The 13,494-nt window shown below is 44.5% G+C and carries 15 protein-coding genes; 8 read left to right on the top strand and 7 right to left on the bottom strand.

Annotated features, from left to right (window positions below; all coding sequences use genetic code 11):
* Positions 1-129: 129 nt before the first annotated feature.
* Together ACWYVB_RS16155 and ACWYVB_RS16150 are read right to left on the bottom strand one after the other, a co-directional pair.
* Positions 130-579 (bottom strand): YaiI/YqxD family protein, encoded by a 450-nt coding sequence (locus tag ACWYVB_RS16155; RefSeq protein ID WP_395222208.1) that lies wholly within the window; start codon positions 577-579, stop codon positions 130-132.
* Positions 576-869, bottom strand: coding sequence for a hypothetical protein (locus tag ACWYVB_RS16150; RefSeq protein ID WP_012841496.1), 294 nt, complete (start codon positions 867-869; stop codon positions 576-578). Before ACWYVB_RS16150 ends, ACWYVB_RS16155 begins: the two co-directional genes overlap by 4 nt.
* Positions 870-1,804: 935 nt before the next feature.
* On the opposite strand from ACWYVB_RS16150, the gene ACWYVB_RS16145 reads away from it, so the two are divergent.
* Positions 1,805-2,290: a GNAT family N-acetyltransferase gene (locus tag ACWYVB_RS16145; protein WP_080936742.1), complete on the top strand. Its 486-nt coding sequence runs from the start codon at positions 1,805-1,807 to the stop codon at positions 2,288-2,290.
* Here the strand turns inward: ACWYVB_RS16145 and ACWYVB_RS16140 are convergent.
* Entirely contained in the window at positions 2,250-2,549 is a 300-nt protein-coding gene (locus tag ACWYVB_RS16140; protein ID WP_012841498.1) for a DUF3301 domain-containing protein, read from the bottom strand. The genes ACWYVB_RS16145 and ACWYVB_RS16140 overlap by 41 nt on opposite strands.
* Positions 2,550-2,562: 13 nt before the next feature.
* Positions 2,563-3,600 carry a DUF3549 family protein gene (locus ACWYVB_RS16135; protein WP_164666274.1) on the bottom strand — a complete coding sequence of 346 codons (1,038 nt, stop codon included), beginning with the start codon at positions 3,598-3,600 and terminating at the stop codon, positions 2,563-2,565.
* A gap of 76 nt (positions 3,601-3,676) precedes the next feature.
* On the opposite strand from ACWYVB_RS16135, the gene ACWYVB_RS16130 reads away from it, so the two are divergent.
* Entirely contained in the window at positions 3,677-3,991 is a 315-nt protein-coding gene (locus ACWYVB_RS16130; RefSeq protein WP_005391784.1) for a YqcC family protein, read from the top strand.
* A 4-nt stretch (positions 3,992-3,995) separates the two neighbouring features.
* A complete protein-coding gene (gene truC, locus ACWYVB_RS16125) occupies positions 3,996-4,766 on the top strand; it encodes a tRNA pseudouridine(65) synthase TruC (RefSeq protein WP_164666273.1) in 771 nt (256 codons plus the stop codon).
* Positions 4,767-4,871: 105 nt separating this feature from the next.
* On the opposite strand, the gene ACWYVB_RS16120 is transcribed toward truC, so the two are convergent.
* The 3 genes from ACWYVB_RS16120 to map all read right to left on the bottom strand — a co-directional run bounded on the left by ACWYVB_RS16120 (position 4,872) and on the right by map (position 9,009).
* On the bottom strand, positions 4,872-5,255 hold the full coding sequence (locus ACWYVB_RS16120; RefSeq protein ID WP_005380322.1) for a DUF3461 family protein: 384 nt from the start codon (positions 5,253-5,255) through the stop codon (positions 4,872-4,874).
* A 142-nt stretch (positions 5,256-5,397) separates the two neighbouring features.
* Positions 5,398-8,022, bottom strand: a complete 2,625-nt coding sequence (glnD, locus tag ACWYVB_RS16115; RefSeq protein ID WP_170903201.1) for a bifunctional uridylyltransferase/uridylyl-removing protein GlnD — start codon at positions 8,020-8,022, stop codon at positions 5,398-5,400.
* A 108-nt stretch (positions 8,023-8,130) separates the two neighbouring features.
* A complete protein-coding gene (gene map, locus ACWYVB_RS16110; protein WP_005380326.1) occupies positions 8,131-9,009 on the bottom strand; it encodes a type I methionyl aminopeptidase in 879 nt (292 codons plus the stop codon).
* Between the two features lie 384 nt (positions 9,010-9,393).
* Here map and rpsB point away from each other — a divergent pair, with 384 nt between their 5' ends.
* From rpsB to ACWYVB_RS16085, 5 genes are all read left to right on the top strand, one after another.
* Positions 9,394-10,122 (top strand): 30S ribosomal protein S2, encoded by a 729-nt coding sequence (gene rpsB / locus ACWYVB_RS16105; protein WP_012841501.1) that lies wholly within the window; start codon positions 9,394-9,396, stop codon positions 10,120-10,122.
* Between the two features lie 132 nt (positions 10,123-10,254).
* Entirely contained in the window at positions 10,255-11,100 is an 846-nt protein-coding gene (gene tsf, locus ACWYVB_RS16100; RefSeq protein ID WP_012841502.1) for a translation elongation factor Ts, read from the top strand.
* A gap of 147 nt (positions 11,101-11,247) precedes the next feature.
* A complete protein-coding gene (gene pyrH, locus ACWYVB_RS16095; RefSeq protein WP_005380329.1) occupies positions 11,248-11,973 on the top strand; it encodes a UMP kinase in 726 nt (241 codons plus the stop codon).
* A gap of 99 nt (positions 11,974-12,072) precedes the next feature.
* Positions 12,073-12,630 carry a ribosome recycling factor gene (gene frr, locus ACWYVB_RS16090; protein ID WP_005380330.1) on the top strand — a complete coding sequence of 186 codons (558 nt, stop codon included), beginning with the start codon at positions 12,073-12,075 and terminating at the stop codon, positions 12,628-12,630.
* Positions 12,631-12,726: 96 nt separating this feature from the next.
* Positions 12,727-13,482: an isoprenyl transferase gene (locus tag ACWYVB_RS16085; RefSeq protein ID WP_006741661.1), complete on the top strand. Its 756-nt coding sequence runs from the start codon at positions 12,727-12,729 to the stop codon at positions 13,480-13,482.
* The last annotated feature ends 12 nt before the right edge of the window (positions 13,483-13,494 follow it).

The following is a 13,494-nucleotide window of genomic DNA, read 5'->3' as shown; positions in this document are numbered from 1 at the left end:
GAGCGAGATGAAAAATAAACAGAACAAAACAAATGGGAGTAAGAGCACGCTTTGGGTGCAATATTGAAAATGAATTTTCAGTAATGAGCCAGGCTTTGATTTGCTGGCTCAATATGAATAGAGTGAGTATTACTTCTTAAATTTAGCCAAAATACGATCTAAATGGTTCGCAAATTCGCGGCGATCGGTTTGGGAAAGCGAAGCGGGTCCACCTGTCTGAATTCCGCTTGAGCGCATGGTTTCCATGAAGTCGCGGATATTTAGACGAGCTTTGATAGTATCTTTTGTATAAAGCTCGCCACGTGAACTGAGGGCTTGAGCACCTTTAGAGATGACCTCATCTGCAAGCGGAATGTCTGATGTGATCACCAAATCGTTGGCCTCCACACGCTTAACGATTTCGTTGTCAGCGATGTCAAATCCAGCTGGAACTTGCAGCGAGTGGATGTTGTCTCTTTTGGGCACCGGGACAACGTGGTTGGCGACAAACGTACATTCAATCCCCGTGCGTTCGGCGGCACGCACAATGGTTTCGCGGATGACTTTCGGACACGCGTCTGCATCTACCCATAACTTCATGATGACTTCTCACTTAGCTTGGCTTCTAGCTCTTCAATGCGAGCGACTAGTTTTTTCACCGTGCTTTCTAGTGCTGCAAGACGATCATTATCGGTATGCGCTTGCGCTGCGACTTCAACCTTGGGAACACGCTGAGCACTTTTCCAACTTTTTATTGCGGTGATTAATGCAGGCATTGGGACGGGCGTTTTCAAGCGTGCTTTCACTAACGCTACGGTTGGTTCTTTTCCTTGTTGTTGCAGTTGTTCCATTACCGCTTCTAATTCTTTAGTAACGTCTTGAGTTAACATTTTTAATCCTTAACAACGATATATCTATCATCATACGTTGAGTCCCCTAATTTGGCGAATAGCAATTTGGAATGTGTGGTGTGAGAGATCTCTTACATAGGTTGTGAGAGAAAACGATTTCGTGAGCGGAAAAATAGAAATTACAATCATCAAGTTATTGATAAATAATGATTTAACAACTATTTAACCAATGTTATGTATAAATATTTATCTAGGATAGATTGTCAATTTTTAGGAAAGGCGTAAATTGAGAGTTGTCAGCAGGAAGCAGACATGGAACAGGAAAGCACCAAGGATTTGGTTATCGTCAGGAAGACGATTTGGTTGGTCAGGATGATTAATCAAGCATGGAGCGTAGGACATTGTAAGGACACTATCATCAATAGGATGTTGATGACTAAGGATAGACAATGGACACCTCTAGGATAGAGGTTATGGACAGCGTCAGGAAGATGCAAGGGACACCGCTCAAGGAACAAGTGATGTGTGCTAACGGGGAATGTTAGCTATCAGGATGATAAGGACACCGCTAGGACGGCGACGTAAGGAATAAGCTGACGGAATCAGCCACTATTATGGATGATGCATGGAGCACTTTTAGTAGCCGGACTGCTGCGAGTAAGACCATGACCCCGATACTTATGTGTCGGGGTCTTTCTTATATAAAAAAGATACCTAGTCGTTCTCGTTGAATTAAGCACCTAGAGGTGACTTGGGTATATCAATATCACAAAATTTATAAATTCCTAATAACACTTAATAAAAAACAATCCAGATCAATATCCTTTCCAATCAGTTGGTTTAACTTTCGGCTTCTCTACAAGGTGTTATGCCCCGCAGCTATTGAGCATATTCAAGCTCATCAAGTTTGCGATCTGCGGATAAATAAAGTTTGTTGTAATCAAGGAACAGATGTGGCCATAGTAACCAGAAGAATGCTTCTTCTACCCTACAATGAGTCGTTGCAACTAGAGTTCGTCATGCTGAATTGCTGTGCGAAAAACCGTGCTGAAATGAACGGTCCGTATACTGTCGCGTCTGCCAAACAGATGTTTGAGAAAATACTGGATGATGAAAATATTTATAGTATGGCGGTGCTAGAAAGCACCAGTCGTGACTATATGGGGCACGTGTTCATTTCCCATCTCGATTCCGAGCCTGAGTTAGGGTTTATTTTTGATAAATCTTATTGGGGTAAAGGGTTAGCGACAGAAGCTCTAAAAGCGTTTTTCCCAAAGGCGTGCCGTGAGCTGGGGCTACATAAGGTGAAAGCTAACGTGAATAGCAACCATCAAGCTTCTATGGCGGTGCTGAAAAAACTGGGATTTGTTGAAACAAAAGAAAGTAAGGATCTATATGGTCCTTACTTTGAAATGGAATTTACAAGCGATGCGGTGGTAGGTGAAAGTTCTGCGGCCTGAAACCGACCATGGTTAACTCCCCTTGGTAGCAATCGTCACCAAGAGATGAAAACTCAAATTGATACACCGTATGCCAACGCCAGACTCCGTCTGGCGTTTTTAGTTTGTGGGCACCAAAGGCGATGCTGATTAATTGGAGATCCAATTGCTCACATTTACGCGTGATTGCCACTTTTGCGAGTTCGGCTTGACGACGTTGTTGCCAAAACAGATAACAGAAAAAGCATAGCCCTAAAATTGCTAAAAGATCACCAATCATCCCTGAACCTTTATTATCCCTTTGTTGCTTGTTGTAAGCTTACTAGCGCCTTTGCTAGTTCTTCAGATGGATTTGAATGTAACAGGGGCAATAGCACCATTCTTAACTCTGGTAGCATCACTAAATCGGCAAATAACTGATTAAATAGGGCTTGATTACCGGTTTGAGCTAAACGCAGCAAAAACTGTTCTGCTACCTTTTCATTGGCTAGTAAGTGCCAAGCTCGGCCAGCCACGCCAATCAGTACTTCCTGATGGCTTAAACGAGGGCTTTGTAAAATCGCTTCTAACACTGGAGAGGCAATGGCTGTTGGTGCGCCAGCCAAAGCTCGGATAAGCGCTGAAAGTAGGAAGAGATCAGGCTCGCTACTTGCGATTTCTTGTTGTGCTTTTTCGGCGATACGCTCAGCTAAACGTTCTTGTAACTCTACATGCTCAAGCGCACCCAACAGAGCATAAAGTGGTTCATTCGGTAGGTGGTTCAACGCTTTGCGTATCATTACCCCGTTTTGCTCTTTGTCCAAACGAGCGGCCATGTCGGTGATCCCTTGCAGACCTACGGTTTGCCAATTATCCCAGCCTAAACCACCTGAAAAGTAATGCTGAGTGTGCTCATAATATTGGCTGGTAGGAAGATCGAGGTTCGCGCGGACCTGGCTATGAAACACGGCCATTTTGTCTTCGGAAGGTTTGAACGTATATGGGTTATTAGACAGCTTTTGCTGTTGCTCTTCAGAGATATCATCATTGAGGCGTGTTCCCATGGCTTCCACTACGTATTTAATGAAATTGCCGATATCTGATTGCTTTAACAAACCGCGCTCGTCCAATTCAAACTTTAGAAACCAAATCCAAGGTTGCTTTTGTTCATTCCAATAAGCGATGGCAAGGTGTGCTTTACGCTGCATTGGGAATGGGTACGGTGCTTGACCTTTTTCTACATCGGCAAACTCTTTCTTAGCGATGGTTTTGATACGACGACCAAGATCGAAGATTTGATAATCACAGCGGCTGTTGTTCAACAGTTGAGTGAGGGTTTGAATGTTTTCCATTAAATACGACGTCCTAACGTTCTTTTCACAAGAAATGGTATCATTCTCGGCTAATTCAAGGTTCGAGATAGAATTAATGGTAACAAATACTCAATTGGTCGACTTACTTCACCAACTTGAAACGCAGCTTAAAGAACATAAGTTGTGGCAACACACTAGGCCTTCAGAGCAAGCCTTACAAAGCGTGGAGCCATTTGCGATTGATACATTGCATCCTCATGAGTGGTTGCAGTGGATCTTTATAGACAGAATGCACGTGCTAGTGGAAAACAACCAACCATTGCCAAGAGGGTTTTCTCTCGAGCCCTATTTTTCAGAAGCGTGGAAGCAGGAACCGCAGTTCGCAGAGCTGCTTGTTACAATCCGAACCATTGACGAACTGTGTAAGTAAACGAATGCTAGAACAAGAAATAGCGCGATCTTCAGAACCAGTTGAGCTGGAGATCGTTTATCAGGATGAATATTTTGTAGCGGTCAACAAGCCTGCCGGCATGTTAGTGCATCGCAGTTGGTTAGATAAACACGAAACTCAATTTGTCATGCAAACTTTGCGCGACCAAATTGGTCAGCATGTGTTCCCATTGCATCGTCTGGATCGTCCAACATCTGGTGTGCTCGTGTTTGCGTTGTCGAGTGAAGTCGCATCACAAGTCATGCCGATGTTTGCTGAACATAAAATGGAAAAGACATACCACGCGATAGTACGCGGTTGGATTGAGGAAGAGGGCGTCTTGGATTACGCGCTCAAAGTCGAGTTAGACAAGATTGCGGATAAGTTCGCTTCACAAGAAAAAGAAGCGCAAGAAGCGGTGACGGAATATAAACCGTTGGCTAAAGTGGAAGTTCCCTATTCGACGGGTAAATTTCCTACAACGCGCTACTGCTTAGTTGAGATGAAACCTAAAACGGGGCGTAAGCACCAACTTCGTCGTCATATGGCGCATCTACGCCATCCTATTGTGGGTGATACAACTCACGGGGATGGAAAGCACAACAAGCTGTATCGCACAGAGTTTGATTCTCATCGTTTGCTACTGCATGCTTCAGAGTTACGGTTCGTCCATCCATTTACCGCTCAAGAGATTGTCATGACGGCCAATATTGATGAGACTTGGCAGCAATTGTTTACTCGATTTGAGTGGGATGAATCGATGATCAACCGATAATCGGCGCAGTTAGATCTAGATAATGATTGAGTACAAATAAAAAGGGTTAGCATCAATGCTAACCCTTTTTTAATATTTAATATTTAATATTTAATACTTAACGTTTTACTTTAGTTTTTCGAGATCCGCCTCGATCTCTGCGATCTTGCTCGAAACAACTTTTTCTAAATGACGAAGGTCTGAGAGAATTTTCTCTTTGACATCAACCTCAGGTTGTTTCGTTGGCTTAGTGATTTTATTCAGTTCATCAATGACCAATGTGAGGTTACGGTTGATTTCCGTTACTTCTTTATATTTGTGACTGCCACTGTCCACAAGAACATTTTTGATTTGGCGCGGGTATTTGAATTTAACGCTTTTGGCGAACAGCTCGCCTTTTTGCTTGTGGAAATAGATCTTGAGCACGTCTTTGTGTGCTTCTTGGCGTAGGGAATAACGTTCAATCTGCTTAGGGTCGTGAATACCCAAACCAGTGAGGTGGGGATACATAGGCTACCTCTATTACATCGAATTGATATTGGTATAACTGTAGCAGCCTATGTATGAGCTAGATAGCTGATATTTAGCTAAAATGCTTAACTTGTGGGCAAGATCGCTCTCGCCCTGAACCGAAAAGATTGGCAGGTTTGATCTAAGCAGCGACCTCATCAGATAACTTTTCGATCAATCTCTCTCTTAGCTCATCTTGCTGTTCTTCACTTAATCTTCCCCCTGCATCACTGGTTAAAATAAACAAGTCTTCTGCTCGCTCACCAATGGTGGTGATTTTTGCACCATGAAGGTTGATATTCAAATCAGCAAACGTACGGCCTACTTTGGCCAACAGCCCTGGTGTGTCTAGCGCGACAAACTCCATCAACGTGTGCTTTTTACCTTTGGTTGGTAAGAAGTCGACTTTGGTTTTCACATTAAAGTGCTGAAGTTTGTTCGGAGTACGGCGTGTTTTAATCTTGGTTGGTCGGCCCGCCTCTAGTACATGGGTGAGGTGCTTAATCACCGCGGCGTGACGAGACTCATCAATCGCTTCGCCATGTTGATCGAGAACCATAAAGGTATCAATCACGTGCCCATCTTTGCTGGTCATGATTTGCGCGTCGTGTACATTAAAATTACGCCTATCTAACTCCGCCACGACCGTCGCAAATAAAGCTGGCTGGTCTTTCGTATATACAAACACCTCAGTGCCGCCACGAGTGGCTTTTTTACTGATCAAGACTAAAGGCTTAGTCGGATCTTCCATGCGAAGTAAGTGTTCGCAGTGCCACGCGATTTGCGTATGGGTATGACGAAGGAAATAGTCAGCTTTGAAGCGTTGCCACAATACTTCAATTTCGCGCGCGGCAAACCCCTCTTTGCGTAGCATTGCGGAGGCCATTTGTTGATTGTGGCGAATTCGCTCACGCACATCGACAGGATTCTCTAACCCTCTACGTAAAGCACGTTGTGTGGAGTAATACAGCTCTGCCAGTAAGGTTCGTTTCCAAGCATTCCAAAGTTCTGGGTTGGTTGCACAAATATCTGCAACTGTCAGGCACACAAGATAATCGAGAGATTCTTCGTCTCTGACTTTTTTGGCAAATTCGGTAATCACATCGGGATCATAAATGTCTCGGCGCTGTGCGGTGACGGACATTAATAGATGATGCCTTACCAACCAAGCGACAAGTTTGGCCTCGGGCTTTGATAAGCCATGCTCAATACAGAAGTCGTAAGCCTCACCTTCGCCTATAACAGAGTGATCACCGCCACGTCCTTTACCGATATCGTGGAAAATAGCGGCAATAATCAGCAGTTCTTTCTTTTGCATCCGTGGGTAGACGTCACAACAAATAGGGTGCTTCGCATGATTGTCTGGGTCACTAAAGGTATTAATGTGTTTCAGTAAGCGAATACTGTGCTCATCAACCGTGTAGGCGTGGAATAAGTCAAACTGCATTTGACCAACAATTTGGCTCCATTGCGGTAAATAGGCCGCCATAACCCCTAATCGGTGCATCAGGCTGAATGCTTTATGCAGAGCATTAGGGTGACGACATAACGCCATGAACTTTTCACGCGCAGCAGGAATGGTGTGCAAAAATTTGTTGAGCCTACGGCGAGCGGTGCGCAGCTGACGTAGTGTTGGTGGACTCACCCCTTCAATGGTTGAGTCGTTCGCGATATGTAAGAACATATCTAGGATGGTTTCTGGGCGAGCTTGAAACAACGCGGGCTTCCTTGCTTCAATCAAAGAGCCACGACGTTGGAAGTCGGCATCGAGAATCTCGGCACTTTCTGTCGCACCACCATTAATGATCGCTTGATCAAAAAGTTTGAGTAGCATTTTGTTGAGCTCTGCCACACGACGAAGCGTGCGGTAGAACTCTTTCATCATCATTTCTACGCCTCGGTTACCTTCACCGACGTAGCCTAGATTTTCCGCAACTTGTGCTTGATGGGCAAAGGTCAAGCGGTTGTCATAGCGGCGAAGCTCCATGTGCAGAGCGAAACGCACTCGCCAAAGGAAGTCCTGACATTCAACCAATTCTCGGTATTCTGCGTCAGTTAAAAATCCGTATCGGCTCATTTCCAGCAATGATGTGGCACCAAAGTGACGTCGGGCGACCCAGCTTAATGTATGAATATCGCGCAGCCCGCCAGGGGTCGACTTAATGTCTGGTTCTAAGTTGTAGGTCGTATCATGGTAACGCGCATGGCGTTCTCTCTGCTCTTGAATTTTAGCGCGGTAAAACGTTTCACTTGGCCAAAAGGAGTCTGACAATACGACTTTCTTCAGTGCCTGAAAGGTATCCTCGCTGCCACACAGTAGACGCGCTTCTTGAAGATTTGTCGCGACGGTCAGATCGGCTTTACCAATTTCCGCACATTCGTTAACGGTGCGAACTGCGTGTCCGACCTCGAGTTTTAAATCCCACAATAGCGTAATGAATTCGCTGATTTTTGCTTCTAGTGCGGTCGGCAGCTTATTGTTCGACAGAATCAAAATATCGATATCGGAGAGCGGATGCAGCTCGCCACGCCCATAGCCACCCACGGCAACTAGGGAAATGTTGTAAATATCTTTGAAGCCAAAATGTTGCCACAAACGATTCAGAAGCAGATCCATGTATTCTGCCCTGGCTAAAACCAAGCTTGTTACCGGATGATGATTGAGAAACTCTTGGCTTTGATCGGAGCTAAATTTCTCTAACTCTTGTTTGAGTTCTCCGATATTGATTTGTTCATCGGAAAAGGTAAGAGGGGACTGAAGTGTCATATTTGCCATCCGTGCAAGCTAATCTAGTTACAATCTAACAAATTTGTGGCAGATAAAAAATATCCCCGCCGAAGCAGGGATATAGTAAACAACGAGTGGTCGTCAGCTTTACGCGTTTTTCATTAGGCGAGGAATTGTATCGTCGCTACGAAGCGTCAGTACTTCACAACCTTCTTTTGTTACAACAATGGTATGTTCCCATTGCGCAGAGTTCTTGCCGTCGCCTGTGTAAACGGTCCAATCGTCTTGAGCGTCAACAGAGCAACCAAATTTACCTGCGTTAATCATCGGCTCAATAGTAAAGCACATGCCTTCTTTTAGTACGCGGCGGTCTTTGTTCTTGTAATGAACCACTTGTGGTTCTTCATGGAACTCATCGCCGATACCGTGGCCACAGAAGTCTTTCACAATAGAAAACTTGTTGCGAGGGTTGTTTTTGTTGTTCTCTTTGATGTATTTCTCGATAGCTGTACCGATGTCACCAACTGTTGAACCTGGCTTAACGGTACGCATACCAACATACAGTGCTTCTTGAGCAACCATGCATAGACGTTTGTTTGCAGGTGAAACATCACCGACTAGGAACATCTTAGAAGTGTCACCATGGTAACCTTGAGGACGCACGCTCAGATCCGCATTTTCGTCATTTGGAACGATTACGGTAATATCAACGTTTAAGATGTCGCCATCTTTTAGTACCGCCGGCTTCATTTGACCGTTGCTACCGATTTCGTCTTTTTCTGCTGGAATACCGTGGCATACGATATGGTTGATTGAAGTACAAATCGACTTAGGGAAACCATGGTAATCAAGCGGAGCAGAGTATGCGCCTTTTTCTAGAGCGTACTCATGACAGATTTTGTTCAACTCTTCTGTCGTCACACCAACTTTGATGTGTGGTTCGATCATTTCTAGAATCTCTGCGGCCAGCTTGCCCGCAATGCGCATGCGTTCTATTTCTTCAGCAGTTTTAATCTTGATTGACATTGGCTTTCTCTACTTATTCCTAAGCACGTAAACGTGCGAATGGCCGCATTCTATCAGACATCGGGGCGTTAACCCAAGTTAGATAGGAATATGCATCATTCTTAATTCGATCGTATGTTTAAAGTTTTGCTTATAAATAGGAGAAAGTGGCACGGTGAAGAAATAATTTTTACTAGCCACAGTGAGCTAAAATATGGTATAAAGCGCGCCGGAATAGAGGACTGTTCTCTTCGTTTAGCAAAGCTAAGCGGCGAAGCAAGCTTCATCCGAATAACCTTTTATCTTTAAATCACACACATTCCGTCACATATTCCGGGGTGCTGAGCAGAAGCTTGGTCGGAGTTATGGGGAATGTGGAGGCCTAACCCCATAGAGGAATTTAAAATGGCAACTGTATCAATGCGCGATATGCTAAAAGCTGGTGTTCACTTCGGTCACCAGACTCGTTACTGGAACCCAAAAATGAAGCCATTCATCTTTGGCGCTCGTAACAAAGTTCATATCATCAACCTAGAAAAAACTGTACCAATGTTCAACGACGCTCTAGCTGAACTAGCTAAAGTTGGCGAGAAGAAAGGTAAAGTTCTATTCGTAGGTACTAAGCGCGCTGCATCTGAAGCTGTTAAAGAAGCTGCAATCGCAAGCAACCAGTTTTACGTAAACAACCGCTGGTTAGGCGGTATGCTTACAAACTACAAAACAGTTCGTCAGTCTATCAAGCGTCTAAAAGATCTAGAGACTCAATCTCAAGACGGTACTTTTGACAAACTAACTAAGAAAGAAGCTCTAATGCGTACTCGCGAAATGGAGAAGCTAGAGAAATCTCTTGGTGGTATCAAAGACATGGGCGGCCTACCAGACGCTCTATTCGTAATCGACGCTGATCACGAACACATTGCAATTAAAGAAGCTAACAACCTAGGTATTCCAGTATACGCTGTGGTAGATACTAACTCTAACCCAGACGGCGTTGACTACGTAATCCCAGGTAACGACGACGCGATCCGCGCTGTACAGCTATACCTGAACGCTGCTGCTTCAGCAGTATCTGAAGGTCGTAACAAAGACGTAGCTGCAGTTGCTGAAAAAGACGGTTTCGTAGAAGCTGAATAATAGCGGCTCTGTGTCACACTTGGTCTATGTGAAACCTTTGTGTAGCATAAACTAAGTTATAGTTAGCAATGGGGGCCGACAATGTTAGGCCCCTGTTTTTTACCTTATTTCGAATCAAACGAGGAATACAGAATGGCAACTGTAACTGCTGCTCTAGTTAAAGAACTTCGCGAGCGTACTGGCGCTGGCATGATGGAATGTAAGAAAGCGCTTGTAGAAGCAAACGCTGACATCGAACTAGCAATTGAAAACATGCGTAAATCTGGCGCAGCGAAAGCAGCTAAGAAAGCTGGTAACGTTGCAGCTGAAGGCGCAATCATCATCAAAGAAGAAAACGGCGTTGCTGTTCTTCTTGAAGTTAACTGCCAAACTGACTTCGTTGCTAAAGACGGTAACTTCACTGCATTCGCAGAAGAAGTTGCAGCTGCAGCTCTAGCTTCAAAAGCGACTGTTGAAGAGCTACAAGCACAATTCGAAGACGCACGTGTAGCTCTTGTAGCTAAAATCGGTGAAAACATCACTATCCGTCGCGTAGAATACGTTCAAGGCACTGCAATTGCTTCTTACCGTCACGGTGAGAAAATCGGTGTTGTTGTTGCTGGTGAAGGCGACGCAGAAACTCTTAAGCACGTTGCAATGCACGTTGCTGCTTCTAAGCCTGAGTTCGTTAACCCAGAAGACGTACCAGCTGACGTAGTAGAAAAAGAGAAAGCGGTTCAAGTTGAAATCGCAATGAACGAAGGCAAGCCTGCTGAAATCGCTGAGAAGATGGTTGTTGGCCGCATGAAGAAATTCACTGGCGAGATCTCTCTAACAGGTCAAGCTTTCATCATGGAACCTAAGAAAACTGTAGGTGAAATGCTGAAAGAAAAAGGCGCTTCAGTTTCTACATTCGTTCGCCTAGAAGTAGGTGAAGGTATCGAGAAGAAAGAAGAAATGAGCTTCGCTGAAGAAGTTGCTGCAGCTCAAAAAGGTTAATCCTTAGAGACTGTATAAAGATTAGACCGTAGCCTTGGCTGCGGTCTTTTTATGAGCAGTGAACGATTAGCCGTGATGAATAGCCATAACTGAATTTGTGTCTATTCATGACTGTTAATCAACAACTCTCTTTGGAAGGTAAACTCCATGACTACGAACCCTAAACCAGCGTATCAACGTATTCTATTAAAACTGAGTGGTGAAGCTCTTCAAGGTGAAGACGGTTTTGGTATTGATCCTGCGGTCCTTGATCGCATGGCACAAGAAGTGAAAGAACTGGTTGAACTGGGTGTTCAGGTTGGTGTAGTTATCGGTGGCGGTAACTTGTTCCGTGGTGCAGGCCTTGCTGAAGCTGGTATGAACCGCGTAGTTGGTGACCACATGGGTATGCTTGCTACAGTAATGAATGGCCTAGCGATGCGCGATGCTCTTCACCGTGCATACGTGAATGCGCGCGTTATGTCTGCCATTCCTCTAAAAGGCGTATGTGACGACTATAATTGGGCTGATGCGATCCGTGAGCTTCGCCAAGGCCGTGTTGTCATCTTCTCTGCTGGTACGGGTAACCCGTTCTTTACAACGGATTCTGCTGCTTGCCTACGTGGTATTGAAATCGAAGCGGATGTTGTACTAAAAGCGACGAAAGTTGATGGTGTATTTACTGCTGACCCTGTAGCAAACCCAGACGCAGAGCTGTATGATAAGCTATCTTACGCAGAAGTTCTGGATAAAGAGCTGAAAGTGATGGACTTGGCGGCGTTTACGCTAGCTCGTGACCACAAAATGCCAATCCGCGTATTTAACATGAACAAGCCAGGCGCACTACGTCGCGTGGTTATGGGCGAAGCAGAAGGCACGCTAATCAACGAATAAGCTTGTCCCAAGGTGCCACCCAAAGCGTTAGGGTGGCGTTTGCTTTGCTCAACCGTTTTAGGCTTTCTTCAGGAAAGATGACATTTTTAAGGTGAAACTGTGATTAACGAAATCAAAAAAGACGCGCAAGAGCGCATGGATAAAAGCGTTGAAGCGCTTAAGAACAACCTTTCTAAAATTCGTACAGGTCGTGCACACCCAAGCCTACTATCTGGTATTTCTGTAGAATACTACGGTGCAGCAACACCTCTAAACCAAGTAGCAAACGTTATTGCTGAAGATGCACGTACACTTGCAATCACGGTTTTCGATAAAGAGCTGACTCCGAAAGTAGAAAAAGCGATCATGACGTCTGATCTTGGTCTAAATCCTATGTCTGCTGGTACTATCATCCGTGTTCCACTTCCACCACTAACGGAAGAGCGTCGTAAAGACCTAGTTAAGATTGTTCGTGGTGAAGCTGAAGGTGGTCGTGTTGCTGTTCGTAACATCCGTCGTGACGCAAACAACGATCTAAAAGCGCTTCTAAAAGATAAAGAAATCTCTGAAGATGAAGATCGTAAAGCACAAGACGAAATTCAAAAACTAACTGACGTTGCAGTTAAGAAGATCGATGAAGTTCTTGCTGCAAAAGAAAAAGAGTTGATGGAAGTTTAATACTCCCACACACATCACTGTTGGAAAACGCTGTGCTCACAGCTCAGCGTTTTTTTATGTTAGTCTATCCAACTGATGGAACTCAATTAACTCCCTATGCAAAATTCTCAAGCCTTCTCTGATTCCCTTCCTAAGCATATTGCCATCATTATGGACGGTAATGGCCGTTGGGCTAAGTCCAAAGGAAAACCTCGCGTATTTGGTCACAAAAAAGGCGTTAATGCCGTTCGTAAGACCGTGGCTGCTGCTTCAAAGCTTGGCATTAAAGCCATGACGCTATTTGCTTTTAGTAGTGAAAACTGGCGTCGTCCGGAGGAAGAAGTGGGTCTTTTGATGGAACTGTTTATCACGGTCCTGTCTAGTGAAGTAAAAAAACTACACAAAAATAATTTACGGTTGCGCGTGATCGGTGATACCAGTCGATTTAGTGAGCGTCTACAAAAGAAGATTGTAGAAGCTGAAAATCTAACGGCAGGTAACACGGGGATGGTGATCAACATTGCAGCCAATTATGGCGGTAAGTGGGACATCACAGAAGCGGCCAAAACGTTAGCGTTAAAAGCACGTAACGGTGAGATTCGTGTAGAGGATATCAATGAGCAGCTAATCACTGAGCATTTGACCATGGCAGACTTACCTGAAGTGGATCTTTTGATTCGTACCAGTGGAGAGTGTCGCATCAGCAACTTTATGTTGTGGCAAATGGCTTATGCAGAAATGTACTTTACACCCGAGTATTGGCCGGAATTCGACGAAGACAGCTTAGTTGAAGCTGTAACTTGGTTTATCAATCGAGAACGTCGTTTTGGCTGTACAGGTGAACAAATAAAGGCATTGATGGCAGCTCAATAAGGACTAGTTAGT

This window comes from Vibrio sp. JZG10, assembly GCF_054064075.1.
Note: the sequence above shows the minus strand (reverse complement) of the source record. Positions and strands in the feature narration are given on the sequence as shown.

Excerpts from the sequence above, each read along its gene's own strand:
- ACWYVB_RS16135 (WP_164666274.1), bottom strand. The coding sequence starts at position 3,600 with ATGGAAAACATTCAAACCCTCACTCAACTGTTGAACAACAGCCGCTGT.
- tsf (WP_012841502.1), top strand. The coding sequence starts at position 10,255 with ATGGCAACTGTAACTGCTGCTCTAGTTAAAGAACTTCGCGAGCGTACT.
- ACWYVB_RS16085 (WP_006741661.1), top strand. The coding sequence starts at position 12,727 with ATGCAAAATTCTCAAGCCTTCTCTGATTCCCTTCCTAAGCATATTGCC.
- ACWYVB_RS16130 (WP_005391784.1), top strand. The coding sequence starts at position 3,677 with ATGGTAACAAATACTCAATTGGTCGACTTACTTCACCAACTTGAAACG.
- ACWYVB_RS16120 (WP_005380322.1), bottom strand. The coding sequence starts at position 5,255 with ATGTATCCCCACCTCACTGGTTTGGGTATTCACGACCCTAAGCAGATT.
- ACWYVB_RS16145 (WP_080936742.1), top strand. The coding sequence starts at position 1,805 with ATGCTTCTTCTACCCTACAATGAGTCGTTGCAACTAGAGTTCGTCATG.
- ACWYVB_RS16150 (WP_012841496.1), bottom strand. The coding sequence starts at position 869 with ATGTTAACTCAAGACGTTACTAAAGAATTAGAAGCGGTAATGGAACAA.
- ACWYVB_RS16140 (WP_012841498.1), bottom strand. The coding sequence starts at position 2,549 with ATGATTGGTGATCTTTTAGCAATTTTAGGGCTATGCTTTTTCTGTTAT.
- map (WP_005380326.1), bottom strand. The coding sequence starts at position 9,009 with ATGTCAATCAAGATTAAAACTGCTGAAGAAATAGAACGCATGCGCATT.
- glnD (WP_170903201.1), bottom strand. The coding sequence starts at position 8,022 with ATGACACTTCAGTCCCCTCTTACCTTTTCCGATGAACAAATCAATATC.
- rpsB (WP_012841501.1), top strand. The coding sequence starts at position 9,394 with ATGGCAACTGTATCAATGCGCGATATGCTAAAAGCTGGTGTTCACTTC.
- ACWYVB_RS16155 (WP_395222208.1), bottom strand. The coding sequence starts at position 579 with ATGAAGTTATGGGTAGATGCAGACGCGTGTCCGAAAGTCATCCGCGAA.
- truC (WP_164666273.1), top strand. The coding sequence starts at position 3,996 with ATGCTAGAACAAGAAATAGCGCGATCTTCAGAACCAGTTGAGCTGGAG.
- pyrH (WP_005380329.1), top strand. The coding sequence starts at position 11,248 with ATGACTACGAACCCTAAACCAGCGTATCAACGTATTCTATTAAAACTG.